The organism is Chryseobacterium hagamense (assembly GCF_007991455.1).
Taxonomy (GTDB): domain Bacteria; phylum Bacteroidota; class Bacteroidia; order Flavobacteriales; family Weeksellaceae; genus Chryseobacterium; species Chryseobacterium hagamense.
In genome coordinates, this window is record NZ_BJYJ01000002.1 from 323,702 (window position 1) to 348,596 (window position 24,895).

The 24,895-nt window shown below is 41.3% G+C and carries 23 protein-coding genes; 8 read left to right on the forward strand and 15 right to left on the reverse strand.

The annotated features are described in order from the left end of the window. Nucleotides 1-3: 3 nt before the first annotated feature. Nucleotides 4-1,683 (reverse strand): glycoside hydrolase family 3 protein, encoded by a 1,680-nt coding sequence (locus CHA01nite_RS04405; RefSeq protein WP_146940001.1) that lies wholly within the window; start codon nucleotides 1,681-1,683, stop codon nucleotides 4-6. Nucleotides 1,684-1,800: 117 nt separating this feature from the next. Between CHA01nite_RS04405 and CHA01nite_RS04410 the strand changes: the two genes are divergently transcribed. After that, nucleotides 1,801-2,328, forward strand: a complete 528-nt coding sequence (locus CHA01nite_RS04410) for a hypothetical protein (protein WP_146940002.1) — start codon at nucleotides 1,801-1,803, stop codon at nucleotides 2,326-2,328. A gap of 82 nt (nucleotides 2,329-2,410) precedes the next feature. Here the strand turns inward: CHA01nite_RS04410 and ribA are convergent, their stop codons facing one another. The 8 genes from ribA to CHA01nite_RS04450 form a co-directional block, all read right to left on the reverse strand. Further along, nucleotides 2,411-3,007: a GTP cyclohydrolase II gene (ribA, locus tag CHA01nite_RS04415; protein ID WP_146940003.1), complete on the reverse strand. Its 597-nt coding sequence runs from the start codon at nucleotides 3,005-3,007 to the stop codon at nucleotides 2,411-2,413. Between the two features lie 15 nt (nucleotides 3,008-3,022). Then, nucleotides 3,023-3,481 (reverse strand): hypothetical protein, encoded by a 459-nt coding sequence (locus CHA01nite_RS04420; RefSeq protein ID WP_146940004.1) that lies wholly within the window; start codon nucleotides 3,479-3,481, stop codon nucleotides 3,023-3,025. Then, nucleotides 3,478-4,092, reverse strand: coding sequence for a DUF4254 domain-containing protein (locus tag CHA01nite_RS04425; protein WP_146940005.1), 615 nt, complete (start codon nucleotides 4,090-4,092; stop codon nucleotides 3,478-3,480). Before CHA01nite_RS04425 ends, CHA01nite_RS04420 begins: the two co-directional genes overlap by 4 nt. 15 nt (nucleotides 4,093-4,107) lie before the next feature. Then, a complete protein-coding gene (locus CHA01nite_RS04430) occupies nucleotides 4,108-4,314 on the reverse strand; it encodes a twin-arginine translocase TatA/TatE family subunit (protein WP_146940006.1) in 207 nt (68 codons plus the stop codon). A gap of 31 nt (nucleotides 4,315-4,345) precedes the next feature. Then, on the reverse strand, nucleotides 4,346-5,911 hold the full coding sequence (locus CHA01nite_RS04435; RefSeq protein ID WP_146940007.1) for a peptidoglycan DD-metalloendopeptidase family protein: 1,566 nt from the start codon (nucleotides 5,909-5,911) through the stop codon (nucleotides 4,346-4,348). Next, nucleotides 5,908-6,753, reverse strand: coding sequence for a lipoprotein insertase outer membrane protein LolB1 (gene lolB1, locus CHA01nite_RS04440; RefSeq protein ID WP_146940008.1), 846 nt, complete (start codon nucleotides 6,751-6,753; stop codon nucleotides 5,908-5,910). Before lolB1 ends, CHA01nite_RS04435 begins: the two co-directional genes overlap by 4 nt. A gap of 106 nt (nucleotides 6,754-6,859) precedes the next feature. Continuing rightward, a complete protein-coding gene (locus CHA01nite_RS04445; protein ID WP_146940009.1) occupies nucleotides 6,860-7,876 on the reverse strand; it encodes a sugar phosphate nucleotidyltransferase in 1,017 nt (338 codons plus the stop codon). 148 nt (nucleotides 7,877-8,024) lie between these two features. Continuing rightward, nucleotides 8,025-9,443 carry a lipopolysaccharide biosynthesis protein gene (locus CHA01nite_RS04450; RefSeq protein ID WP_146940010.1) on the reverse strand — a complete coding sequence of 473 codons (1,419 nt, stop codon included), beginning with the start codon at nucleotides 9,441-9,443 and terminating at the stop codon, nucleotides 8,025-8,027. A gap of 147 nt (nucleotides 9,444-9,590) precedes the next feature. Between CHA01nite_RS04450 and CHA01nite_RS04455 the strand changes: the two genes are divergently transcribed. Continuing rightward, a complete protein-coding gene (locus CHA01nite_RS04455; protein ID WP_146940011.1) occupies nucleotides 9,591-10,922 on the forward strand; it encodes a dihydroorotase in 1,332 nt (443 codons plus the stop codon). Nucleotides 10,923-11,192: 270 nt separating this feature from the next. Here CHA01nite_RS04455 and CHA01nite_RS04460 read toward each other — a convergent pair whose 3' ends face one another. Then, nucleotides 11,193-11,798: an FMN-dependent NADH-azoreductase gene (locus CHA01nite_RS04460; protein WP_146940012.1), complete on the reverse strand. Its 606-nt coding sequence runs from the start codon at nucleotides 11,796-11,798 to the stop codon at nucleotides 11,193-11,195. Nucleotides 11,799-11,907: 109 nt separating this feature from the next. Here CHA01nite_RS04460 and CHA01nite_RS04465 point away from each other — a divergent pair, with 109 nt between their 5' ends. Further along, the gene (locus CHA01nite_RS04465) at nucleotides 11,908-12,285 is read left to right on the forward strand and encodes a winged helix-turn-helix transcriptional regulator (RefSeq protein WP_146940013.1); all 378 of its coding nucleotides are present in this window, start codon (nucleotides 11,908-11,910) and stop codon (nucleotides 12,283-12,285) included. A gap of 230 nt (nucleotides 12,286-12,515) precedes the next feature. Here CHA01nite_RS04465 and CHA01nite_RS04470 read toward each other — a convergent pair whose 3' ends face one another. The 3 genes from CHA01nite_RS04470 to CHA01nite_RS04480 form a co-directional block, all read right to left on the reverse strand. Beyond that, nucleotides 12,516-14,813: a GH92 family glycosyl hydrolase gene (locus tag CHA01nite_RS04470; protein ID WP_146940014.1), complete on the reverse strand. Its 2,298-nt coding sequence runs from the start codon at nucleotides 14,811-14,813 to the stop codon at nucleotides 12,516-12,518. An 824-nt stretch (nucleotides 14,814-15,637) separates the two neighbouring features. Then, nucleotides 15,638-16,327 carry a response regulator transcription factor gene (locus tag CHA01nite_RS04475; protein WP_146940015.1) on the reverse strand — a complete coding sequence of 230 codons (690 nt, stop codon included), beginning with the start codon at nucleotides 16,325-16,327 and terminating at the stop codon, nucleotides 15,638-15,640. A 14-nt stretch (nucleotides 16,328-16,341) separates the two neighbouring features. Continuing rightward, a complete protein-coding gene (locus CHA01nite_RS04480) occupies nucleotides 16,342-17,589 on the reverse strand; it encodes a sensor histidine kinase (protein ID WP_146940016.1) in 1,248 nt (415 codons plus the stop codon). Nucleotides 17,590-17,746: 157 nt separating this feature from the next. Between CHA01nite_RS04480 and CHA01nite_RS04485 the strand changes: the two genes are divergently transcribed. Continuing rightward, nucleotides 17,747-18,160: a DUF1573 domain-containing protein gene (locus tag CHA01nite_RS04485; protein ID WP_146940017.1), complete on the forward strand. Its 414-nt coding sequence runs from the start codon at nucleotides 17,747-17,749 to the stop codon at nucleotides 18,158-18,160. A gap of 295 nt (nucleotides 18,161-18,455) precedes the next feature. Here the strand turns inward: CHA01nite_RS04485 and CHA01nite_RS04490 are convergent, their stop codons facing one another. Continuing rightward, a complete protein-coding gene (locus CHA01nite_RS04490) occupies nucleotides 18,456-20,075 on the reverse strand; it encodes a DUF1501 domain-containing protein (protein WP_146940018.1) in 1,620 nt (539 codons plus the stop codon). 4 nt (nucleotides 20,076-20,079) lie between these two features. Next, nucleotides 20,080-21,714, reverse strand: coding sequence for a DUF1800 family protein (locus CHA01nite_RS04495; RefSeq protein WP_146940019.1), 1,635 nt, complete (start codon nucleotides 21,712-21,714; stop codon nucleotides 20,080-20,082). Nucleotides 21,715-21,953: 239 nt separating this feature from the next. Between CHA01nite_RS04495 and CHA01nite_RS04500 the strand changes: the two genes are divergently transcribed. The 4 genes from CHA01nite_RS04500 (at nucleotide 21,954) to CHA01nite_RS21060 (ending at nucleotide 24,885) form a co-directional block, all read left to right on the forward strand. Beyond that, entirely contained in the window at nucleotides 21,954-22,835 is an 882-nt protein-coding gene (locus CHA01nite_RS04500; RefSeq protein WP_146940020.1) for an SDR family oxidoreductase, read from the forward strand. A gap of 1,027 nt (nucleotides 22,836-23,862) precedes the next feature. Further along, on the forward strand, nucleotides 23,863-24,078 hold the full coding sequence (locus CHA01nite_RS04505; protein ID WP_146940021.1) for a grasp-with-spasm system A modified peptide: 216 nt from the start codon (nucleotides 23,863-23,865) through the stop codon (nucleotides 24,076-24,078). Nucleotides 24,079-24,299: 221 nt separating this feature from the next. Next, the gene (locus CHA01nite_RS04510) at nucleotides 24,300-24,611 is read left to right on the forward strand and encodes a hypothetical protein (RefSeq protein ID WP_228458340.1); all 312 of its coding nucleotides are present in this window, start codon (nucleotides 24,300-24,302) and stop codon (nucleotides 24,609-24,611) included. A 64-nt stretch (nucleotides 24,612-24,675) separates the two neighbouring features. After that, nucleotides 24,676-24,885 carry a TraQ conjugal transfer family protein gene (locus CHA01nite_RS21060; protein ID WP_373869018.1) on the forward strand — a complete coding sequence of 70 codons (210 nt, stop codon included), beginning with the start codon at nucleotides 24,676-24,678 and terminating at the stop codon, nucleotides 24,883-24,885. Nucleotides 24,886-24,895 lie beyond the last annotated feature (10 nt).

Sequence of the window (24,895 nt, forward strand, 5' to 3'; positions counted from 1 at the left end):
GAATTATTTTAAATCAATTCCCATTCCCGGTTTTAAGGAATCATTTACCACAACAGGAAGCCTGCCGTGGATCACTGTTTTTCCGTTCAGCGCATCTGCCGTAGCGGTCATCGAATCGTCGTTATTTTCATAAGCAACCAATACCGTGGGTACTTTGGAAATGTCGATATCCTTTAGCGCATAAGGACTTCCGAAGACGGTAAGGATCACATTCTGATTTTTTGTTAAATCAGCGAGGGTTTTTTTTGCGGCATCGGAAATTTTATAAGGTTTGTAAGCCGTTGAATTATCTTTATGAAAACCGGCAATCACCGTGGAATTTGCAGGGATCGTATTGATTTCACCTGCTTTTTTGATGATAATGTTATTGCCCAACCGGTTGGCAAACGTCTGATAAGGGCCTTCTTCCAAAGGCACATAATATATTGTGCTGCGGCCTAAAGGAAGCAGATTTCTGTCGTTTTTAAGCAAAGTGACGGCGTTGGAATATAAATTCCGGACCAACGTTTCATGGGTGTCGTTATTTAAGTCGGAGCTGATGTTTTCCGGATTTTTAGGTTCATATCGATCAAGGCCCAGGAAATATTTGGTCAGAAGGATTTTCCTCACGCTTTCTTCCACTCTGGATTGGGGAATCTCCCCGTTATCGATTGATTTCTGGATCAGCTTTTTTCCTTCTGCAACGCCCTGTGAGAACAGCATGATGTCGTTGCCTGCCTTAAAGGCCATGGCGTCCAGTTCTCCCGGTTTGTATTTGTTAGCTACAGCGCCCATGTTCAATGCGTCGGTAATGATCAGGCCTTTATAGCCCAATTTGTTTTTCAATAATCCGGTAATGATATTTTTGGAGACTGAGGCCGGAATTCCTTTGGCCGGTTCAAGGGCCGGAACGTACAGGTGGGCCACCATTACTCCGCCGATCCCTTTGTCCATTAAAGCTTTAAAAGGAGCAAGCTCTACTGAGTTCAGTCTTTCCGGATTATGGGAAACAACCGGCAGATCCAGATGGGAATCGGTACTGGTATCACCGTGCCCCGGAAAATGCTTGATGGCAGCCAATATGTTACCGTTTTGAAGTCCTTGGGCATAGGATAAGGCAGAATTTACCACATTATTTACTTCTGATCCGAAACTCCGATTTCCGATGATGGGATTGTTCGGATTGGTATTGACGTCAACTACCGGTGCGAAATCCCAGTTGATGCCCATTCGGTGACAGTCTTCCGCGATTTTGGCAGCCATCTGCTTAATCAGTTCTTTATCCTGAATGGCACCCAGCGTCATGGCCCATGGATATTTATGAGCAGCAGGGATTCTCTGGAACAGGCCCCATTCGGCATCCATCCCGATCATCAGGGGAACTCCGGATTTCTGCTGGAATTCATTGACGAGATTGATTTCCCTGGCTGCATCATCCTGCATGAGGATCAGCCCTCCGATCTTATCGCTGGAAACCATGTTTCTCACTTTTTCAATTTCCGCCTCACCCCGGTTGGTATAAAGGGCTACAATAAAAAGCTGGCCCAGCTTTTCATCCTGGGAAAGCTTTTTATAGGTCTTGTCCACCCATTGTTCTGCTTTTTTCATCTCCTGTCTGGAAATGTTTTCAGGTACGTACTGAGCCGTAGCGGGGGTGCTTAAAAAAAGGAAAATAAAGAGTGATGTAAAACCCAGTTTCTTCATAATGATTGAATAAGAACAAAAATACAATTAAAAAAACGATGAAAACCATATTTTTGAATTTTTTGGTATATGATTTGGATACGCTTCATAAATAATAAACAACTAAACTTTTATAAAATGAAAAAAATTCTTCCGATTTTATTACTGGCTTTTGTGAGCCTGTTTATATTCAGTTGTGATAACAATGATGACAATAATGCCCCGTATCAGGATAACGATACTTATTCGCAGATGAGGGATGTTACCGGATCATTCAATAGCGGAAACAGCTATGCTTTTACACAGGGGATTAACATTCAAAGTACAGATGTTGTACTGGTATACAGAAAAGCGGGTAATGCATGGCAACAGATTCCGTATACATGGTACCTGGATGCAGCAACTTCTACTTCAGCAAGAAAATTTGATTATAATTTTGTTTTCGATTCTCAGAACGTACAAATCAGAATTGACAATGCAAACTTCAATCTTTCTTCCATGTCGTCTACAGAAGCAGCTAATTACTTAACAAACCAAACTTTCAGAATTGTTCTGGTTCCTGCAAGTTCAGGTAAAACAAAGATAGATTACAGCGATTACAATGCAGTTGTGAAATATTATAATCTCGATGAATCCAAAGTAATTAAAACCACTGTTACCAAATAAGAATATATCTTTTCAGTTTTTATAATTACAAAAAAAGCTCCGGAATTAATTCCGGAGCTTTTGCTATATATGGCTTAAGGTATTAACTTTCATTATCATCAAGAAGATGGCCGAAATAATCTTTTTTGGTCTTCAGATATCCCCTGCTGATTTCATTCGCCGGGATCTGCAAAGGAAGCCTGGCATTGAGGTGGATATTGCTTTCTACTACATATTTTACCTTTTCCGGATTATTGGTAAGAAGATTAATATCTTTCACATTCAACAAAGTCAGAATTTCGATGGCGACCCCAAAATTTCTGTCATCTGCAGGAAGCCCAAGTTTCAGGTTAGCTTCTACCGTATCGAAGCCCTGCTCCTGTAAGGCATAAGCCTTTAATTTATTGATGATGCCGATATTTCTTCCCTCCTGGCGAAGATAGATGATAATGCCTCCGTTTTCGTGGATGTACTTCATCGCAGCATCTAACTGCTGCCCGCATTCACATTTTTTTGAATGGAAAACTTCTCCGGTAATACATTCTGAATGAAAACGAACATTCACCGGTTTTGAAAAATCCGTATTTTCGGCGATAATAGCCATATGCGGCATCCAATCGTTTTCATTTTCGGAGAGGGCGATCATTCGGAAAGTTCCGTATTCCGTAGGAACATTGGATTCCGCCTGAATTTTAATCATTGATTTCCTTTGGGTTTAATTTCTGTCTATAGAATCTTCAATGGCTGAAACATTACTTTTCAGCCTTACCAGATACCTGTTGAGGACTTCATTGTCGTCGCTGTTCAGGCTTTGTCTTAATTTCTGAATCTTTTTGTATGATTTTTCGAAGTCTTTCAGAGCTTTATTTTTTCCGGGTATATTGCGGGCATCAATGGCATACAGATAATTCTGAAGGCTGTACTTCAAAGTGGTAATCTCTGTATTTAAAGTGGTGCTTTTAAATTGTGGAAAGGTAGCGGTAAGATTTGAAATTTCGGAAGCATTTACATTTTCCTTTATATTCAGCTCAATACTGTTTTTTGCTCCGTTATCAGGATCCGGATCCTTGGTCTCGCTGTAAAAACTATTTGACAGCGGAGAGAAGTTCGGCTTTTCCGTTGTGCAGGAAGAGGTGGTGATAATCAGTACTCCAAAAAAAATTAGTCGTTTCATTTTTGCTGCCCCTTTTGATAAAGGATTGGGTTAAGACTTTCATCGTTGTACATTTTCATTTGTTTGTACACTTTCATCTTAACGTCACCGTTCTCAATATCAGCAAGCAACTGATTAATAGAAGTCGAAAGATCTTCCTGCTGGGTAAGAAGAACATCCAGTTTCGCCTGGCAATTGGCCCGGTGTTCTTCTGAAGCAGATTCCCTGTTGGCTTCCAACGACATGTGATAAACCTTTAATGCAAGAATAGATAATCGGTCTACTGCCCATGCGACAGTTTCAGTATTGATTTTTGCATCGGGTTTAGGAGTTATATTTTCGTATTTTTTAAGAAACCAGCTGTCTATAAATTCCACCAGATCAGTTCTTTTCTGGTTGGATGCATCAATTGTCCTCTTAAGGGACAATGCTTCAGCCGGGTCAATATTTTCATCTCTTATTATATCTTCCAAATGCCATTGAACGGTATCAATCCAGTTCTTTGCATACAAAATCCGTTCCAAAGTATCTTTTTCGAACGGGTTGTTAATTAAGGCATTGACATCATCAAAAACATGATAATCTTCAATAGATGTATTGAAGACTTTCCATGCAGTCTCGGTAAAATTCATCGGGTAAAAAGACTTTTAGTTTCCGGAAGGGGGATTGTTAGTCGTTTTGTTATCAGCACCCGGCTTGTCTTCTTCCTTTACGGCGTCTTTAAATTCTTTGATACCGGAACCTACTCCTCTCATCAATTCAGGAATCTTTTTACCTCCGAAAAGTAAAAGAAGAAGGATCGCTACGATCAGGATGTGTTGCCAAGATAATGACAATATTGCTAATGTATTCATTTCTGTAAATTTTTACAAAGTTAGTCTTTTTTTAATAAGAAACCCAACCTAATGGATCTACTGGTGTGCTTCCGTTCCATACCTGGAAATCAAGGGTATAAGTACCGTCGAAATCCTGTCCGATCACTCCGACCGGTGTCCCTGCGGAGACCTGCTGGCCTTTGGAAACACTTACGCTTCCCAGGTTCGAGTAAATGGTAAAGTAGCTGCCGTGTCTCAGCATTACCGTCTTCGTTCCGTCACTGTTTGCCAGAACAGAAGATACGGTTCCAGGAAAAACGGACTTGGCCCGTGTCCCTGCCGGTACGGAAATCTTAATTCCGTTATTCTCCTCGTCGATGTTTTTAAAAACAGGATGGGGGTGTCTTCCGAAACGGTGGGTAATCTGTCCGATCTTATCTGCCGGATAGCCCAGTCGTCCCTTATTATCAGCGAAGTTGCTTCCGGCTACGGTGGTTACTCCATAGTTGGTCATCGCTTTGCTTTCCGCAGCTTTCTTGTCATCCTCCTTTTTCCTCGCCAAAGCTGCTTCTGCGGCTCGTGCGGCAATTAATTTATCCGAAGCTTCCTTTGCTTTTACCTCAGCTTCATCGGATGCCTTTTTTGCAGCCACTTTCCTGGCCTCATCTCTTGCAGTCGCTGCAGATCTGGCTGCCTCCTCATTACGTTTTCTCTCTTCCTCTGCACGTTTATCTGCCAGTTCCCTGGCCTTTCTGGCTTCTACCTCCGCTGCCAGTCTTTCTTTTTCAAGAGCTTCCGCACGGGCTTTTGCTTCTGCTTCAATTCTTGCCTTCTCTCTTTCAGCAGCAATTTTTGCCAGTCTGATCTTTTCCGCCTCTGCTTTTTTTCTTGCTTCTTCTTCTGCTTTGGCTATTCTTATTTCCTCTGCAATAATGCTTCGGATCTGTCCTTCCAATGCTTTAGACTGGGTCTGTTTTTGTCTCAGCTCAGCCGTAAGCTTGGATTCGTTTTTCTTAAATTCTGAAACCAGCTGCTCTTTTTGTGCTCTTTCAGCATTAATTGTGGTTAAATCTTTCTGTTGGTTTACAAGAAGATTGGCTTTTTCTTTTACCGAATTCTGTTTCTGGGCAATGGTCCGTTTTATTTTTTCGGCAGCATTGGTAATTTCCGCCGCTTTTTTATCCTGATAATCGGAATACTGTTTAAGGTACTGAACCCTTCTTATCGCTTCTCCCATATTCTTTGCTGAGAGAATGAAAGTAACTTTATTCTGTACACCCTTATTCTTATAAGCATTTACGAGAACTTTAGCATAATTGTCACGCAATACCTTAAGATCCCTGTTCTGGCGGTTGATTTCCAATTGACGAAGATAAATGTCGTCTTCAATAAACCTCTTCTCTTTCTGGGTATTGGTAAAAACCTTTTCCCTGAGTATCAGCTTTTTATTAACATTTTCGAGATAAGCTACGGATAGCTTCGATTCTGTTCTCGTCTTTGCCAAATCGGTGTTTATCTGTGCAATTTGTTTTTTAAGTTCAGCATTTTGTTTCTGCAACTGTTCTTTTTTCTGATTCTGCCCATTATGGAATCCGAACAGTAAAATACCTATTAAAAAGCTAAATTTTTTAATCATTGAATCTCGATTTTCTTATAACTGGACGGTACAGAATAGGGTGTATCCATCCTAGAAAAATCAAATTTCGTATTTTCTATTAAAATCTGGCTGTTTTTGCTTCCTTTTATAATTATTTTAACATTTTTAGGGAGCTTCACATTATTGGGCTGTAATTCCCAGTTGCTGTAATCAATTTGCATGGCATCATTAGAACCAGCATCCCTTAGGTTAACCGTAGCAAGATCGAAATCATCCGAATACTGCATCATGATTTTATATTCCCGCTCACCTTCTTTCGTTTCAATTTTAATATTCGAAAGCGATTCTACCAGATAGCCGTCATTGTTTTTCACAATCCTGGCATTTCTGTTGCTGAGGGTAAAAAATGTTCTCCCTAAAAGCAGTTTTTCAAGATTTTTATAATCGATAAAATTTACGTTCAGAAGATTGTTTAAGTAATCAAAATCGGAATCGATGTAATTTTTATTGTATTTGTCCATGGCCTTTATGCCTTCCGGAGTAATCAGCGCACGTGCGGCATTGAAGAAAAGAAAATCGATACGGGCCCATATTTTTTTATCGGTTTCGATATAGATGATGGCATCCAGAGGACTTACTTTAATATTATCCGCCGTAATCTTACTGGTGATTTTCAGATGGTCAAACTGAGGATGCAGATAGATCTTCTGATAAAAGTCAAGGCGGTCGGCCACATTTTTCCCGTCGGTGGATATAGGGTCGGCATCAGTGCCGGCTACAGCGGTGCTGTCTGGACGCTGACCGGTCTCTACAGCCGTCTTGCGGGCTTTACAGCTATAAATCAGCAGGGTAAGGATAAGTAACGGGATCCACTTTTTCATGAAAGAAATTTGATAAATTGTTGCAATATTAACGCCAAACCACACAAAACATTTTGTGTGGTCTGAATATACTTTATTTAAATTAAATATTTTCCGGTTGGGGAAATTATTTGGATAAAAAATCCAAAACAGAATAATCCCCTAAAGAGATTTCTCTCGCTACCCCGAAATACTGGGCTGAATTTCCGATCATGGAGTTGGAAAGGTTCCCGTGGTTGATTTTTGTATTCTCCTGAATCAATGAGTTTTCGATGTTTGAATTCACAACAGTGGTATTGTTGCCCAGAGAAACGCCGGGACCTACTTTGGAATTGGAGATCTTTACGTTTTCACCGATAAAGCAAGGCGGAATGATCAGGGAATTTTCGATCTGCGCAGAGGCCGGATGGATGTTCATCGCTTCTCTTTCGTATTCGAGGATTTTGCTGTTGGTTTCCACGGTCGCATTCTTATTTCCGCAGTCCATCCAGTCGTTTACTTTGCCCAGTGTAAATTTGGCCCCTTTGGCCCGGAGGTTTTCCAATGCCGTGGTCAGCTGGTATTCGCCGCCGTTCTTGATGTTGTTGTCCATAATGTAATTGATCTCTTCCATCAGTTTTTCGGCACTGTTGAAATAGTAGATCCCGATAATGGCAAGATCGGAAACGAAAGTCTCCGGCTTCTCAACAAAATCCGTAATGAATCCATAATTGTCCAGTTTCACCACTCCGAATGCGGAAGGGTCTTCCACGCTTTTTACCCAGATCACCCCATCTGAGTTCTTGTCCAGTACAAAGTCCGCACGGAAAAGCGTGTCTGCAAAAGCAATAACGACGTCTCCGCTCATGGATTGTTCTGCACATTTGATGGCGTGAGCAGTCCCCAGCGGGTCGTGCTGGTAATAAATGCTTCCTTTTGCTCCCAGTTTTTCAGCAATCTGAATAAGCGATTTTTCAATTTCCTGACCGAAATCCCCGATAATAAAGGCAACTTCGTCAATTTCTTCTCCTGCCACTTTAGCAATATCTTCCACCAACCGCTGTACAATCGGCTTTCCGGCAATCGGGATAAGCGGTTTCGGAACGGTCAGGGTATGCGGACGCAGTCTTGATCCGCGTCCGGCCATAGGAACAATAATTTTCATAGAATGATATAAGTATGTTTTTTTGTTAGTACGTTTAATTTTTGATAAAGATAGCAATAAAAGCGCTGTGTGCGGATTTATTGCCCGGTCTTTTAAATATTTGTTTAATTTGATCGAGAACCGGAAAGCAGCAAATGCGGATCAAAGTTTACTTCCTAATTTTAGACCGCAGCATATTTCGTTCGGAATAAAGCAGGATTCCGGTGTATATCATAAATAAGAGATTCCCGATCCATAGATTATAATCGAAAAGCTGAACAATGATGTAGCTGAAAAATGCCAGGAGAATGACGAAAAAAGAGATTTTTTTCATTCTGTACGGAATCGGATAATATTTCTGACCTAAAAAATAAGACAGAACCATCATGGTAAAATAAGCGCCCAAGGTTACCCAGGCCGACACCATAAATCCATATTTTCTCAGAAGTGTAAGATTCAAAATAATTGTAATGACAGCCCCGGTCCAGGAGATGTAGGTTCCTACTCTGGTGCGGTCCGTCACTTTATACCAGGTGGAAAGGTTATAATAAATTCCGAAAAACAAATTCGCAATGACGATAATCGGAATAATGTTGAGGGCGGTCCAATAAGAACTGTTCGGAACCAGCAGGAGTTTAAGCCAGGAAACATTGGCAATAATGCCCAAAGCAACTACCGATGCGAAGAACGAAAAATATTCCGTTACTTTTGCATAAGTGTTTTTAGCACTGTCATTGTTCATCTGTTTAAAGAAAAACGGTTCGATTCCCATCCGGTAGGCAGTTACAAAAAGCGTCATCAACACGGCCATTTTATAGCAGCCCCCATACGCACCGGCATCTCCATTGTCGATCATGAATTTTTGAACAAATTTATCGAAGTTTTCATTAACCATGAATGCAAGTCCGGCAATCATAATCGGCCACGAATATTTGATCATCTGAAGAAAAAGGTTTTTCGAAAACTGAAGTTTTACCTTTAAAATTACCGGTAAAACGAGCAGTATTCCCAAAAAGCTGGCAGCTAAATTACTGTAAAACGGATAGGATACTTTTTCTTTTAAACCTAATTTCAAACTGAATTCCTGAGGGATGTAAAGAAATAATGCAATGGCAAAGGCGCTCTGGAAAACTGCCTGTATCACCCGTATTGCTGTATATTTAACGGGCTTGTTATGAAATCTGAACCAGGCCAGCGGAATAACCAGAAGATTATCAAAAAATGCAATCCAGGCAAACCATTTAATATATTCCGGCGTTGCCGAATATCCGAAAACATCAGCAATAGGCTGACTGAACAGCAAAACTGTGATCAGAAAAACAGAGGATAATCCTGTTAAAAACCAGAAAGAAGTATTGAAAACTTTCTGTTCATTGTCTTTATCGGATGAAAATCTGAAATACGCGGTTTCAAAACCAAAAGAAAGGACAATGTTAACAAATGAGATCAGGGCATAGAGATTGGTGAAAATAGCAAATGCACTGTTGTCAATATTTTTAATAAATAAATAATTCAGCAGCACGACAATAATCCTCGGCATAATCGCCCCGATTCCATAAATAATTGTCTCGTTGAGAAGTTTCTTCAAAATCTGAAATTTTATGCAAATGTAAATATTTAGAAATTGATTTTTTATCCGTAGGGTTAAAATTCATTCATTTGACTTAATTTTGGAAAACGTAAAACTTTGTCAAGATTCACAATTCTGGCAAAGTTGAATAGTAAAAAAGTAAAAATGAAGACCCTAATTAAAAACGTAAAGATCGTTAACGAAGGAAAAATCGTTGAAAGCGATATTTTAATTGAAAATGATTTGATTTCCAGAATCGGAACCCGGATTGATGAAGATGCAGACCGGATCATTGACGGCAGCGGAAAATACCTTTTGCCGGGTGTGATTGACGATCAGGTGCATTTCCGGGAACCCGGACTTACCCACAAAGGCGATATCGAATCCGAATCCAGAGCAGCCGTTGCCGGCGGAACAACCAGCTTTATCGATCAGCCCAATACCGTTCCGAATGCCGTAACGCAGGAACTGCTGGCCGATAAATACGGAACGGCCTCACAAAAAGCTTATGCCAACTACGGTTTTATGATGGGCGGCACCAACGACAATCTGGAAGAAGTGCTGAAAACGGATCCGAGAACCGTTCCGGGAATCAAACTGTTCTTAGGTTCTTCTACCGGGAATATGCTGGTCGACAATCCGGAAACCCTGGAAAATATTTTCAGCAATACTAAGATGCTGATCGCTGTTCACTGTGAAGATGAAGCCACCATCAAGGCCAATACCCGGAAATTTACCGAGGAATACGGAGAAGACATTCCCATGAAATTCCATCATCTGATCCGGAGCGAGGAAGCCTGTTACAAGTCTTCCTCAAAAGCGGTCGAGCTGGCAAAAAAAACCGGTGCCAGGCTGCATGTTTTCCATTTGTCCACGGCAAAGGAAATGGAACTTTTCAGCAATGATATCCCTTTAAAAGATAAAAAAATAACAGCGGAAGTCTGCGTCCATCACCTGACGTTTACCAACGAAGACTATGAAACCAAAGGCGGACTGATCAAATGGAATCCTGCCGTAAAAACCCAAAAGGATAAGGACGGGCTTTGGGAAGCATTGCTCGACGACCGGATCGACGTTATTGCCACCGACCACGCACCCCACACCTGGGAGGAAAAACAGAACGTTTATACCAAATGCCCTTCCGGAGCGCCCCTGGTACAGCATTCTTTAACGGTGATGCTGGAAAATTATAAAAACGGTAAAATTTCACTGGAGAAAATCGTTGAGAAAATGGCCCATAACCCGGCGATCTTATTCAGGATTGAAAAAAGAGGCTTCGTCAGGGAAGGTTATAAAGCGGATCTGGTGCTGGTGGATCTTAATGAAAGCTGGACGGTAGCAAAGGAAAACATTCTGTACAAATGCGGCTGGAGCCCGCTGGAAGGGATGGATTTCCATTCTAAGATCACCCATACTTTTGTTAACGGACACCTGGCGTACGAAAACGGAACGGTCAGCGAAGACAAATCCGGGGAGCGGTTGCTTTTTGAAGCTTAGAAATAAAAAAAGCCTTTTCATTTTTGAGAAGGCTTTTTCTTAATTTTTATTCAACGCGAATTAGGTTATATTTGATTTTAGTTATTTGCCAAAAAATACATTAAAGTAGGATCCCGATAAGATTAATACAAAGTCTTTCTCTGTTCAGGTGATAAATAACCTTTTGATAATCAATAATTTAATTGTGATATCGGTACAGGGAACTTCCGGCATCCGGCTTTCTTCGTCCCCTCCCGGTTTCTAATTCTGGTTCATGTTATTTACAACCGGTTAATCAATGGTAATCGTTCCGATGGCTTTTTCCAGTGAAGTTTCCATAATTCCCGGAATGGCTAAGCCTTCTGCGCGGAAAACACTGACGTCTGAAATTCCGTAGAATCCAAAGATGTGTCTGATATAAGGAACATTCGAATCAAATACCTGATAAGGCCCTGTTGAATAAATATTGCCGGAAGTAAAAGCGATGTATAACTTTTTATCATCATCCAGTAAGCCTTTCGGTCCGTCTTCGCTGTATTTAAAAGTATATCCTGCCCGGGAAGTAAAATCAAAATAAGCTTTCAGACTGGTCGGCACCGAAAAATTATACATCGGGGAGTCGATCACGATCATGTGGGCCTCTTTCAGTTCGGCGATCAGTTCTTCCGAATACCGGTTGATTAACTGCTGTTCCGGAGAGTGATCCTGTGGCGGCGTGAAAAAAGTACTGATATGGACTTCTCCCAGTACCGGAACGGCATTTTTCGTAAGATCACGTTCTTTTACAACGGCATCCGGATACTTTTCCAGGATTTTTTCTATAACGGCTTTCCCTAATTTTCTGCTTGCGGATATTTCGCCTCTTGGGCTTGAAATAATATGAAGGATATTTTTCATGAATTTTTATTTAAAATTTCTTTAGCAAAATTAGTTACATTTGCTTATCGAAAGTTAGTAGTAAACAAAAGGTTAGCAATAACCTTCAGGTTAGTTAAAATTAAATTTTATGGAAAATAGAATGGTTCCTGAGGAGCGTATGACGGCGCAGGCATGTTCGGGGCATCTGGCCTCCGTTGAAGATGCCATCTATGTAATCGGTGGAAAATGGAAGCTGAAAATTATTATCGTTTTACAGGAAAGCGGGAATATCCGGTTCAATGAACTGCAGAGAAAGGTTGAGGGAATTTCGGCCAGGGTACTCTCCAACGAATTAAAAGACCTGGAGCTGAACGGCTTTGTAAAAAGGGTCGTGCATGCGGAACAAACGCCCGTTGTTGTAGAATATGTTTCCACGGATTACAGCCGTACCCTGAAACCGGTAATCGGTGCCCTTGCCGAATGGGGAAAGACGCACAAGATAAAAATAAAAGAAGAAATGTCCTGATTCATAAAAGTCTTACATCTCGGGTTCATATAAACCGGTTTCCAAAGACTTTGTAGATCACGGATGCTGATGAATATTCTGTCTATTCTGAACCGTTTCTTAAATCAAAACATAGCTATTCCTTATTTTCATCCGGAACGAATATACAGGATGGCCTGATGCATGTATTAAAGCAATATGAAATAAGCGCAGACCTCCAATCGGTCTCTCTGTGAAAAATAAAGCAGCGGTTACTTTTTCGCTTTGGATCCCATATAAAAACTCAGCTTTCCGCCATTCATAATCTCCGGATGCTTCAGGGTAAAGTTTTTAATCTCCTTTCCGTTTAACAGGATTTTTTGCACATATATATTCTTCTGGCTTTGGTTAAAAGCTTCAATGTCAAAAGTTTTTCCGTTTTCCAGATGCAATACGGCTCCGTCTACTGACGGGCTGCCAATGGCGTATTCATCAGAGCCCGGAGCCACCGGATAAAAACCTAAGGAGCTCAGGATGTACCAGGCACTCATCTGTCCGGTATCATCGTTCCCGCCCAGCCCGTCCGGGGTCGGTTTATACTGCATTTCCAGGATACGTCTTACCTGCGCCTGGGTTTTCCAGGGTTGTCCCGCCCAATTGTAAAGGTAGGCCACGTGGTGGGCCGGCTCGTTTCCGTGGACGTAGCCACCGATGATTCCCTCGCGGGTAATATCCTCCGTATCAGCAAAAAATTCGTCCGGCAGGTGCATGGTAAACAGTTCATCCAGTTTGGAAGCGAACTTTTTCTTTCCGCCCATCATGCGGATCAGCTCATCGGGATTCTGAGGGACAAAGAAACTGTAATTCCAGGAATTCCCTTCAATAAACCCTTGCCCGTGTGTACTCAGGGCATTAAAGTCTTTTTTAAAGCTCCCGTCTGCCAGCCGGGGACGCATAAATCCGGTGGTATTGTCGAAATTGTTTTTCCAGTTTTCGGAGCGTTTGATAAATGTATTGTAAATCTCTGTTTCTCCCAGATGTCTGGCCAGTTGGGCAATGGCCCAGTCGTCATAGGCATATTCCAGTGTGTTGGAAACGGAAGTTCCGTTTTTCTCGGCAGGGATATAGCCGAGGTCAATATATTGCCCGATGCCTTCGTAGTTTCTCTTATTGGCGGTTTCCACGCAGGCTTTCAAAGCTTCTTTGGCGTCGCCTTTATAATTTCCTTTAATAATCGCATCGGCCACTACACTGACGCTGTGATAACCGCTCATGCACCAGTTATCATTGGCGTAATGCGACCAGATCGGCAGCATTTTCATGGAGAACTGGCTGTAGTGCATCATCATCGATTTCACCATATCGCCATTCCGTTTGGGCTGAATGATGTTAAAAAAAGGGTGAAGCGCCCGGTAAGTATCCCAGATGGAAAACGTGGTATAGTTGGTAAAACCTTCCGCCTGATGGATGTTTTGGTCCAAACCTTTATACGCTCCGTTCACATCAGTATAAACGGTAGGATTAATGAACGTATGGTACATAGCCGTATAAAAATTTGTTTTTTCCGCCTCTGAACCTTTAATGACGATTTTATTCAGTTCCCGGTTCCAGCGGTCCTGGGTTTGCGCTTTTACCTGGTCAAACGAAAGGTTTCCGGTTTCCGCTTCAAGATTTTCCAGGGCATTGGCCTGGCTCACCGGTGAGATGGCAAGCTTTACTTCGATGGCTTCGTTTTCATCCGTATTGAAATCAAAATACATTTTCAGGTTTTTTCCAGCGATTTCCGGGAAATTCCGGGTCTGGTCGAATTTTCTCCAGAATCCGTTGTACACCTGCTTTCCATCGTAATTCTTCTGGCCGTATGATTCAAAAGGCTTTGAGAATTTCATGGCGAAATAAACGGTTCTTGTCCTGGCCCAGCCATTGGTCTGCCGGTAGCCGGTAACGGTTGTTCCGTTTTCCACGCGCACATAAGTCCATACATTTTTGCCGTCGTAATTGTAAATTCCGGCCATCAGGTCCAGAATAAGATGGGCCTGGTCGGATTTCGGAAATGTATACCGGTGTACGCCGACCCTTGTTGTGGCGGTAAGTTCTGCGAGAATATCGTGATCGTCTAATCTCACTTTATAATACCCGGCCTCTGCGGTTTCGTTCTGATGTGAAAACCGGCTCCGGTAGCCGGTTTCAGGATGGGAAACCGTGCCTGGATTCAGCTGCAGCTTTCCTACAGTCGGCATGATCAGGAAATCCCCGAGGTCGGAATGGCCGGTCCCGCTGAAATGCGTAGAACTGAAACCCACAATGGTTGGATCTTCATACCGGTATCCGGCGCAGTATTTATACACTTCGCCATTGTATTTGCCATTCAGTTCATAGGCAATGGTATCGGTTTCGGGACTCAGCTGTACGGCTCCGAACGGTGCGGTGGCTCCGGGATAGGTGTGGCCCATTTTTTCTGTTCCGATAAGCGGGTTAACATACCGGTAAAGTTTTTCAAAATCCTGGGCTTTCAGATAAAAACCGGAAAATAAAAGAAGGATAAAAACAGCAGTCCCTGACCTTTTCATAAAACAACAATTTTGTGAAGGGTAAATTTATAAAAATTAAAAGATAATGGTTTATTGTTTTGTTATTTAAAATTTAAGAAGAATTGGCTGGAAGAGGGATGCCGGAAGTTTTGCCGGTCCGTATCTGAGCCGATAGGACTGGCTGTCAAATGATATTTTCTGTTGCCAAAATATAATTAAACTGAATCTTTTTTTATTCCATTTGAAAGCGCGTTCTTGTTTATATCGTTGCTCAAATAGCTTTGAATCCTATGAGAAGGACGAATCGCTTATTCATTCGGCTGGCAACAGGATTTTTGATGAGTCTTAATTTTATTTAATTCAAAAATAAAAATGAGACTGATTCAGCTGGGATTTTAAATATCACTCATCTTGCCGGAATAAATAGACGGTTTATGCTTCTGACAGGATTTTATCCTATCCTATACTAAGCCGTCCTTTCAGGACTTTAAAATAAGAATTTTTCTTATAAAGCGTAACCTATTCAGTTTGATAATCAGGATCTTTGATCCTATTTCTGACAAGAGAAACTTCCGGCATCCGGCTTCCCTCTTCCAGCCTTTATTTAAAGTCTGTACCTCGAATTCAAATTAAATTAACATGAATTCGGTTGTATTTGATTTATTTTTAGATGATTAACGAAATGAAAGATTGGAATTCGGTTTGCTGACAAAGTATATTTAAATAGATTTTCCATCGATATAGTTACCATCGATTTGATTTGACAATTAATCCCTTTGGAATTAATGTCGACCAGAGAAACTTCCAGGCATCCGGTTTCCTTTCCAGCCCGTTAATCCGGTTTTTCTTCAGGTTTACATTCGTTAAAGCAACTGTTTCTCAGAAAAGCGGAAGCCGATCCCGTGGAGGTTTTCAATCACGATGTTTTCTTCGCGGGCAAGCACTTTGCGCAGTCTTGAAATGAAGACATCCAGGCTACGGCCCATGAAATAATCATCATCACCCCAGATGGCTTTCAGGATATCCTGTCTTTTCAGGACCGTATTTTTGTTCCGGATAAAATAAAAAAGCAGCTCGGATTCCCTTTGGGTAAGGGTTATGGTGCCATGTGAATCCTGCAGTGTATAATTTTTAGGATCGAAATCAAATTTTCCGACCTTGTATTTTTGTGGGGAAGTATTTGTTTTTTTAGACCGCCGAAGGAACACTTCAATCTTCAGGATCAGTTCTTCAATGCTGAAAGGCTTCACCAGGTAATCGTCCGCACCGATTTTCAGGCCCCTGATCCGGTCTTCCTTTAAAGCTTTTGCGGAAATGAAAATGATGGGGATTTCAGAATTCCTGCTGCGGATCTGTTCCGCCAGTTCAAAGCCGTTCATCTCAGGCATCATGATGTCCAGCAGGCAGATGTCGAAGTCCTGTTGTCGGAAAGCTTCCAGGGCAGATTTCCCATCGGAGAAGCAGGAAATATCGTAATGGCTTTCCAGGCTGTCCTGAATCAGGAAAGCGATCGTCTGATCATCTTCGGCATATAGAATTTTAAATTTTTCCATGATATTTCAGGACTCTAAAAGGGAATAAACAGGGTGGTGGTAATACCTTTGCCGGTATTGTTTGCCACCGTAATTTTCCAGCCATGCTGCCCGACGACTTTTTTCACATAAAACAAACCCAGTCCGAAACCGGTAACTTCCTCACTTTTTGGAGTATGTACCCGGTAAAATTTATCAAAAATATGAGGCATGTCTTTAACAGGGATTCCCATTCCGTTGTCTTTAAACGTTAAAGATAAGCCTTTTTGTCCGGTATGGGAAGAAATAATGATTACCGGCTCTTTTTCGCAATACTTGATGGAATTGTCCAGGATATTGTAAATGATATTGGCAAAATGGAATTCGTCGGCAATCACCGAAAGGTTTTCGCCGATGTGGAGTTCCAGGGAAATATGTTCGTTTTTATACCTGACCGTTTCTGCAATCTCCCGGATGAATGGCAGCAGAACAATCCGCTGCGGTTTCAGCGATAATCCCGAAGCATCGTTTTTGGCAATATTCAGTATTTTTTCGATATGATGATTGAGCTTGTTGCCTTGGTCCGTAATAATGGAGGTGTAGGTCTTTAGCTTAGGATTTTCCTTTACTGCATCCTGCTTGGTCAGTGCCTCAGAAGCGAGAAGGATGGAAGAAAGGGGAGTCTTGAACTCATGGGTCATATTGTTGATGAAGTCCCGCTGCAGTTCCGAGAATTTTTTTTGCTGAATGATGGTGTAAATGGAGTATACGTATACCAGAAGGATAATGATCAGGGCGAAAGTAAGCACGTACCAGAATCTCAATGAACTGATGAGGTAAGCCGTTTTATCCGGAAAACGGATGGAAAAATAATACACCAGGTTTTTATGCTTCGGAAATTTAATCACTTTGTTATTGGACTCATCCTGGTCTTTTGAAATGTATTTTCCGTAAAGCATTTTATCGCTGTGGCAATTATAAACGGCGTATACATAATCGGTATTGATCTGGAATCTTGTAAATTCCGTTTTCAGGTAATGTTCCAGAACGTCGGGATGAAATTCATTATTGATATTCACCACATAATAATCGTTGGACATATTCTGTACCGGGCTTTCGGTAAAGGAGGTTTTTCCGCCGGACAGTTTTTCCACGACTTCCAGTAAAGCGACATTTACCTTCTGGTTGAATTTTTCGTCCTCAAGATTATAGGCCTGGCGTGTCCATAGCAGCTGGGCAATCAGAATGCCGATAATGGCCACAAAGCCGAGGGTGATGATAATATTGAGTTTCTTGATTTCCATTTACCGGACAATATTATCCAAAAATATTTATTAATTTTTTATCGTTAACAACTTATTAACAAATGTTTGAGAACGATTAACAGGTTCTATTCATTATTTCCGCTTACATTTGTTCTGTTAAATAAAAATATCGGTTAATCATTAAAAATTGTATATCATGAAAAATTTAAAAGTTACGGCGCTTCTTGCGGTTTTGGCATGTGCTCCTTTCTATGCTAACGTATTCCCTGCAGAAGGCACGCCTGTTGTAAAAGTATTGGCAGATGCCATCAAATGGAAATCAGAATCTATTGAAGTAGGAAATATCCCGCAGGGAAAACCGAAACTGATCAAATTTGAATTTACCAACACTTCAAATAAGCCGATCATCATTGAAAACGTTGCTCCTTCATGCGGATGTACAACGGCCAACTATACAAAAACACCGATCCTTCCCGGAAAAGTAGGATTTGTGGAAGCAAGCTATAATGCGGCCAATGCAGGACCGTTCATGAAAACGGTAAACGTTACCACAAGTGACAGCAAAACCCCTAAAACCCTTTCTTTTAAAGGAACGGTAGTAGCTTCTTAATTAATTTTAATCTTGTTATAAAAACAGCCTGACCATTTCGGTCAGGCTGTTTTTATTTTAATGATAACGTGAATTCAACTTATATTCAAATGTTTAATTCAAAAGCAAAATTAAAGCGATTTTATTCGGGATTTTAGATGTAATTCTCTTTAATTGAATGATAAATGTTTCGTCTGATCATTAAGACCTCTGACGTATTTTTGGCAAAAGAAACTTCCCGCATCCGGCATCTCTCTTCCAGCCTTTTGTCTGAATTCTACTTCGAGTTTACGTTAATTATAGGATTTAATTTGAATCAGTAATGCGAAACCACCACTTTTTTACTGATTTCCTCCGCATCTATCGTCAGTTTCAGAATATAAGTTCCCTGCGGTACGGATGAAACGTTGATTTCAATACGGCCGGAAACCGGTTTTTCCGTATGCTGAAGGATCATTCTTCCGCTCATATCCAGCAGCTGGTATTTTATTTCCGTATTTTTCCTGTTTTCCACATCTGCATAAATATACTGGCTTGCAGGTACCGGATAGACTTTAATTCCCTTTTCCGAAACTATATTGGAAGTGCCTAAAGTGGATGCACAGACCGTTCCGGCCTTTTGCGCATTGGAGATCACGTCTACTTTCTGGTTTCCGGTTACGTAATAATCCAGCTCGGAAGTCACCATCAGGCTCGTACCTGCACCCAGCCAGTCCTGCAGCAGGGACGCAAAAATCTGGCGGTAATCGTATCGCCGCTGGTTCTGGTTGTAATAAAAGCTGGTCTGGTTCGTAAATACCGGATGATCCCCTAAGATTCCCGCCGCCGCTGCATTTCCGATCACAAAGAACGGTGCTAGGTCACCATGGTCGGTTCCTGTGCTTCCGTTTTCACGGACCTGCCGTCCGAATTCGCTGAAGGTAACGGTCATGATCTTATTGGCAATGCCCAGTTGCTGGATATCTGCCTGGAATGCGGCTACCGAATTGGCAATATCCCCCAGAAGATTGGCATGGGCTCCCAGATGGGTGCTTCCGGCCTGTACCTGGTTCACGTGCGTATCGAATCCGCTCAGGTTAACCTGGAAGATCTTCGTCTTGCTGCCTCCTTTGATCATCCGGGCTACAGTCTTCAGCTGCTTGCCCAGCGAAGAATTGGGATAGGTAGTGGCAGAGTTGTTTCCCGCATTAAAAACCTGCATGACGCGGTTGTAATAAGCATCCATACTTGAAGCGACCCCTTTGATATAGCTTAAAAGATCATTATACTCGGAATTCATCAGGTTTAAATTGCTGAAAACACTGGATTGGAATCCCGTCATGTTATACTCGATATTTTTTTCCGTCGTATGCTCGTAAAACAGGCACGGATTGAGGTTTCCCATTTGTATGGCCAGAGGATCCGGGTTAAGGGTAGTCGGGTTTCCGGCCAATCCCGGATGCAAAGCTCCCAGGTAGCGTCCGAAAATACCGTCCAGTAAATCTGCGCTTGTAGAGCCGTCTTTTCCTGAAAACATTAAATTTTCCGAACGGAAATGCGAGTAGTTCGGATTCGGATAACCCACACCGTTCATCAGCAGCAGCTTCCCGGAATCATACAGGTTCTTAAATCCGGTCATTGCAGGATTCAGGCCGACAAGCTTTCCGGAGGCGACGGTACTGTCCAGCGGGATATAGCTTCCGGTTCCCGAACTGTTGATCCTGATGTTCGGGCGCAGCGCAGCATAAGTGCTGTATTGGCTTACGGGGATTACCGTATTAAGCCCGTCGTTGGCACCGGCCAGCCTGAGGATCACCAAGGCACGGTCATTCACCGCATCGCAGCTGAGCTGAAAATCCAAAAACTGATTCATAAACCGGGACGGCATTCCATTGAGGTAGAAAGGAGCGCCCACCCCTGCCATAGAAACTAATTTTAAAAAGTCTTTTCTGTTCATGATCTTAGAGTATTTGGAATTCAGGAGATTTAATGATGGCTTTTACCAGCCGGTCGATCGGGATTTTTACACTGGTCGCATTTCCGGAACTGACATAGGTGTTCCATTCATTCAGCCAGTTAACCGGGCTTAAATTATTAAGGAAAATGGTTTTGAATTCATCATAACGGGTGCCGTCCGGAACTTCTACAAACATCATCTGGAGAAATTCCGTTACTAAGGTGTCCGCATTTCCCGGGTTTGAAAAATAACCGCTGTCTTTTACGAATGCGGCATTGTTCAGCTTAAAAGTAAATCCGTTATAGGTAAGTCCGTTGATAAAGAAATCAATGGTGTTGTTGTACCGGATTCTGAGCGAGGACGTCGTGATCCAGTTTTTATCATAATTCGGGCTGCTGGAATAGGCGGCATATCCGTTCACCGACTGCGGGCTGAATACCGGCATTCCCATATTGGAAGAATAATTGGCTACAACCCCCATCAGGCTGTGGATGGCCGACGGATTGGTGGTATAAGAAGGTAGTGGCAGGTTAAGCAGGGAAAATAAATGGAGATAAAGTTCTACAGGATTTCTTACGATATTGCCAATGGTCTGGTCTCCGGTAATGCTGTCTTCTTCATCATAAAAATGCCTGCTTTTGAGAAGGGTCATCAGTGCGGGAAGGATGTTGTAGTTATCGGCCTTCAGCGAAGCGGCCAGAGGGGTAACGATGTCATTTTCTATATCGGAGGTAATCTGCCTTCCCACAAAATAGCGGTACATTCTCCTGCAGTAGGCCTTTGCCGTTTCATCCTGATTGAAAATCATTGTGACAAAGTTCTGAAGCTCTGTTTTGATGGTGGCTTCCGTAGTTCCTCCGGTAATCGACTGGCTACTGAAAGCGGAAGAAAATGTTTTGGTGCCGGTATCATGTTTATTGACTTTCACTTCACCGATAGGAATATTGGTCACCGGATCAAGGGAAGTAAGCCTTGCCGTTTTATCGAGGTGGATGGATGAAGTCAGGGAAAAGCCGGTAAATACCCGCGCTGCCTGCTGGACATCGGTTTCCGTGTAATTGGTGTAATTTCCCGCAGCGATCTGAGGGCCTTTTAAGATGGTGAAAAGTTCAAGGAGTTCGCGGGCGTAATTCTGATTGGGACTGGTATTCTGGTTCAGGTTATTGTTTAAAAACATCAGCATTCTCGCATTTTGGGTGACCCGTATCGCGAGGTCTTTCAGGCTTCCGCCGGCATGGAATCTCAGGAGCTCCCGGTAATCGAAATTGGTCCAGAACGAAGCACCGTCATCGGTTACAAAAAGGATGTGGAGGAAATAAACGATTTTGTGCTGTGCCGAAGGATCTTTCAGGGCACTGTGCAGCCACCAGTAAAGATCGTACTTCACGCTGTTGACGGTACTCTGGCTGTCGGTAATGGTTGGATTCGCTGCTGTGGGAACAATAGTCTCCCCGATATTGTTAAGCGGAGAAAGCGGAACCGGATTGTTGAAGGTAAACAGTTCCGTCAGGGCCTGCTGCGGAGTCTTGGTGGCAAAATCCAGTATTTTTGCCTTGGTAATGTTGTAGGTGGTGCGTCTGAGGAGATGGTAGGCATTCGAAAATCCCAGGACATTGGTTTTGGGAGCAAGACTTGGCATGTGGGTTTGTATTTTTTACAAAATTAAATTTTTTATATTAATAATTTATTTATTATATAAAATAAATGTGATTTTAATATTGATATTTTTAAATCGTTATCGATTTGTTTGAAATGCTGTTGGGTACCATTTGTATATTCTGCATAGTTTTTTAAGCAGAAGAAACGAATATTTATAGTAAATTTACGGAAGAACGCAAAGTAACAGAAGTAAGTTCATCTATATAAAATAACAATTCTATGAATCTTTATACACAACCGATGCTTCGCGAAGGAGCTTTAAAAGATAAAGTAGCCATCGTAACGGGAGGCGGGAGCGGCCTTGGGAAAGCCATGACTAAATATTTCCTTGAGCTGGGCGCAAGCGTAGTCATCACATCCAGAAATCTGGAAAAATTACAGGGAACAGCCAGAGAACTGGAAGAAGCAACCGGCGGTAAAGTGCTTTGTGTCGCCTGTGACGTAAGGAACTGGGATGAGGTGGAAGCCATGAAGGAAGCCACCCTGAAAGAATTCGGGAAGATCGATATCCTGTTGAACAATGCGGCCGGAAATTTCATTTCCCCAACGGAGAGGCTTACCCATTCCGCCTTTGATGCGGTTCTGGATATCGTTCTGAAAGGAACAAAAAACTGTACCCTTTCCATCGGAAAACACTGGATCGATTCCAAAACGCCGGGGACGGTTCTGAATATCGTAACTACCTATTCCTGGACGGGGTCTGCCTATGTAGTCCCGTCGGCCTGTGCAAAAGCCGGAGTTTTGGCCATGACCAGATCCCTTGCGGTGGAGTGGGCCAAGTACGGCATCCGTTTCAATGCCATTGCGCCGGGACCTTTTCCGACAAAAGGTGCGTGGGACAGGCTTTTGCCGGGAGACCTACAGGAAAAATTCGATATGCGGAAAAAAGTACCGCTGAGAAGGGTAGGCGAACATCAGGAACTAGCCAACCTGGCTGCTTATCTGGTGTCCGACTATTCAGCCTACATGAACGGGGAAGTGGTAACCATCGACGGCGGCGAATGGCTGCAGGGTGCCGGTGAATTCAACATGCTGGAAGATATTCCCCAGGAAATGTGGGATGCGCTGGAAACAATGATTAAAGCAAAAAAATCGAATTGATTTAATTTTAACGTGAACTCGAAGAAACAGGCAGGAAGAGGGAAGCGTGGTGCCGGGAGTTTCTCTTGTCGAAAACAGGGAAAAAGGTTTTGATTATCAAACTGAATATTTTGTCGCTCTGTCACCTATTTCCAGTTTAATCCTGACTCAATAGGCTAAAGGCTATTTTTGATTAACTGAATATCATTTTCATTTTTCGTGATTTTAAAGTCCCGAAGGGACGGTTTAGCACAGGATAGGATGAAATTCTATCAGAAAAGTTAACAGTTTTTGTTCTGCCAAGAATATAAGTTAGATACGGCCGAATTCACGTAAATAGAAGGTAAACCTTTATCAAATACAATTAAAAGTAGGTTCTCTATGGGGAATCTACTTTTTTATTTGGGGGATTCTACGGTTCCGATTCAGGGAGTTCACTGAGTGGGTTCACGCCAAAGCGAAAATTAGCAAAGTAAATGCGAAAATATTACCGGAATAATTCAAGTTGAGTCGTGAAGACAGATTTTAAAATAACTGAGATACAATGCAAATATACTTCTATACAATAATCTTCGCTCACCGAATTGAATAATAAGATCTTTATTTTCAATGAGCAATTTAATCATCAAATAAAGCTTTCATATTATCCAGTTCTGCATCTTATTTTTTCATATTGAGTATATAAAAAAAATATTATAACTTTCTACTTATTAATGTGTTTTGTAATTAATAATTATAATCACCTTTTATGTGTTAAAATAATAATTGTAGTGTTTATTTGTGTTGATTGCTATGTTTTTATATGAGAGTGTTTTATGTTTTTTTTAAAATAATGGTGGGAATTATTTTTTAAATATCATAATAAAAATTTATTATCAAATTTTTAATTTACTTTTTGGTGATATATCTATAACTCCCACCAATAAAGGGATTAAGAAGATGTTTTTTTTAAATCTTTTTTTAGTGAAATATTTTTATACATTTGTCTTGCAATTGAGGATAAAACTTAATTGTAAAAATAAAATAATTATTAAAACAAAATTTATTCATGAAAAAGTTAAAAGGTTTGAAGAATAATTTTTCTTCACTAGAAAACAAAAAACTAAAAAATCTTAATTTAATTCAAGGTGGTAAATTACCAGGTACAAGTACAAGATCTGCTGCATCTGGTGCACAAGGAGCTACAGATGTAGATTATTATAGCGATGATTCTTCAGGTAATTGGACTTATGTCGGTAGAGAGATATATACTATTGGGGGATAATAAGAGCCTGTTTAAAATTTTAATTCATCAAACTTTCCGTCATTTCTCTTAATTTTCTGAATTAAATAAACTTTGTTTATTCTTCACTTTAATACGATGATTTCAATTGACTTAATTGAATATTGCCGGGCAACCGACATATTGATTTTTTAAGCTAAAATGCCTTAAATTCTTAATGTTAAAATATAAAAGGTAAATTTAAACAGGCTCTAAATGGAAATATCAGGAATTGTCCTTCAATGTGCCAAAGTTTTGGAAACATAGAAAATACAACACTTGAGGAAGCTTTAAGTAAAAAAGATTTTAAGAAATATTGGAATATAACCAAGGATGATATTGAAATCTGCAAAGATTGTGAATTTAGATATATATGTACAGACTGTAGAGCTTTTACCGAAGCTGCTCTGAGAAGTGATCAGGGATTAGATATTTCTAAGCCATTGAAATGCGGATATAATCCCTATACAAATGAATGGAAAGAGTGGAGTACAAATCCTTTAAAGAAAAAGGCAATTCAATATTATAACCTATAAATATTGCTTTTAAACAGCTTATCCATTTTACTTCAATATAATGTTAGAGCACAACCAATAATACATACGGTACTTTCGGTTTGACTGCGTGGTCAAGCTGCAAATGGCTACCGGGAAAGCCTATATCCTGAAACCTAACGATTCGTATCTTTTGTCTAGTCCTAAGTTTAGCCTTAATTATGTCTTCGAATCCAATGTTTCGCAACAGTTTGACATATGGGTCGAAGATAGTTTTGTAGGAATAGAAAATCAGCTTCCAGTTCAATTCAATTGAAGACAAATAG

What these genes read in the sequence shown, in the direction of transcription:
- CHA01nite_RS04405 (WP_146940001.1), bottom strand. Translation starts at nt 1,683, where the DNA reads ATGAAGAAACTGGGTTTTACATCACTCTTTATTTTCCTTTTTTTAAGC.
- CHA01nite_RS04410 (WP_146940002.1), top strand. Translation starts at nt 1,801, where the DNA reads ATGAAAAAAATTCTTCCGATTTTATTACTGGCTTTTGTGAGCCTGTTT.
- ribA (WP_146940003.1), bottom strand. Translation starts at nt 3,007, where the DNA reads ATGATTAAAATTCAGGCGGAATCCAATGTTCCTACGGAATACGGAACT.
- CHA01nite_RS04420 (WP_146940004.1), bottom strand. Translation starts at nt 3,481, where the DNA reads ATGAAACGACTAATTTTTTTTGGAGTACTGATTATCACCACCTCTTCC.
- CHA01nite_RS04425 (WP_146940005.1), bottom strand. Translation starts at nt 4,092, where the DNA reads ATGAATTTTACCGAGACTGCATGGAAAGTCTTCAATACATCTATTGAA.
- CHA01nite_RS04430 (WP_146940006.1), bottom strand. Translation starts at nt 4,314, where the DNA reads ATGAATACATTAGCAATATTGTCATTATCTTGGCAACACATCCTGATC.
- CHA01nite_RS04435 (WP_146940007.1), bottom strand. Translation starts at nt 5,911, where the DNA reads ATGATTAAAAAATTTAGCTTTTTAATAGGTATTTTACTGTTCGGATTC.
- lolB1 (WP_146940008.1), bottom strand. Translation starts at nt 6,753, where the DNA reads ATGAAAAAGTGGATCCCGTTACTTATCCTTACCCTGCTGATTTATAGC.
- CHA01nite_RS04445 (WP_146940009.1), bottom strand. Translation starts at nt 7,876, where the DNA reads ATGAAAATTATTGTTCCTATGGCCGGACGCGGATCAAGACTGCGTCCG.
- CHA01nite_RS04455 (WP_146940011.1), top strand. Translation starts at nt 9,591, where the DNA reads ATGAAGACCCTAATTAAAAACGTAAAGATCGTTAACGAAGGAAAAATC.
- CHA01nite_RS04460 (WP_146940012.1), bottom strand. Translation starts at nt 11,798, where the DNA reads ATGAAAAATATCCTTCATATTATTTCAAGCCCAAGAGGCGAAATATCC.
- CHA01nite_RS04465 (WP_146940013.1), top strand. Translation starts at nt 11,908, where the DNA reads ATGGAAAATAGAATGGTTCCTGAGGAGCGTATGACGGCGCAGGCATGT.
- CHA01nite_RS04470 (WP_146940014.1), bottom strand. Translation starts at nt 14,813, where the DNA reads ATGAAAAGGTCAGGGACTGCTGTTTTTATCCTTCTTTTATTTTCCGGT.
- CHA01nite_RS04475 (WP_146940015.1), bottom strand. Translation starts at nt 16,327, where the DNA reads ATGGAAAAATTTAAAATTCTATATGCCGAAGATGATCAGACGATCGCT.
- CHA01nite_RS04480 (WP_146940016.1), bottom strand. Translation starts at nt 17,589, where the DNA reads ATGGAAATCAAGAAACTCAATATTATCATCACCCTCGGCTTTGTGGCC.
- CHA01nite_RS04485 (WP_146940017.1), top strand. Translation starts at nt 17,747, where the DNA reads ATGAAAAATTTAAAAGTTACGGCGCTTCTTGCGGTTTTGGCATGTGCT.
- CHA01nite_RS04490 (WP_146940018.1), bottom strand. Translation starts at nt 20,075, where the DNA reads ATGAACAGAAAAGACTTTTTAAAATTAGTTTCTATGGCAGGGGTGGGC.
- CHA01nite_RS04495 (WP_146940019.1), bottom strand. Translation starts at nt 21,714, where the DNA reads ATGCCAAGTCTTGCTCCCAAAACCAATGTCCTGGGATTTTCGAATGCC.
- CHA01nite_RS04500 (WP_146940020.1), top strand. Translation starts at nt 21,954, where the DNA reads ATGAATCTTTATACACAACCGATGCTTCGCGAAGGAGCTTTAAAAGAT.
- CHA01nite_RS04505 (WP_146940021.1), top strand. Translation starts at nt 23,863, where the DNA reads ATGAAAAAGTTAAAAGGTTTGAAGAATAATTTTTCTTCACTAGAAAAC.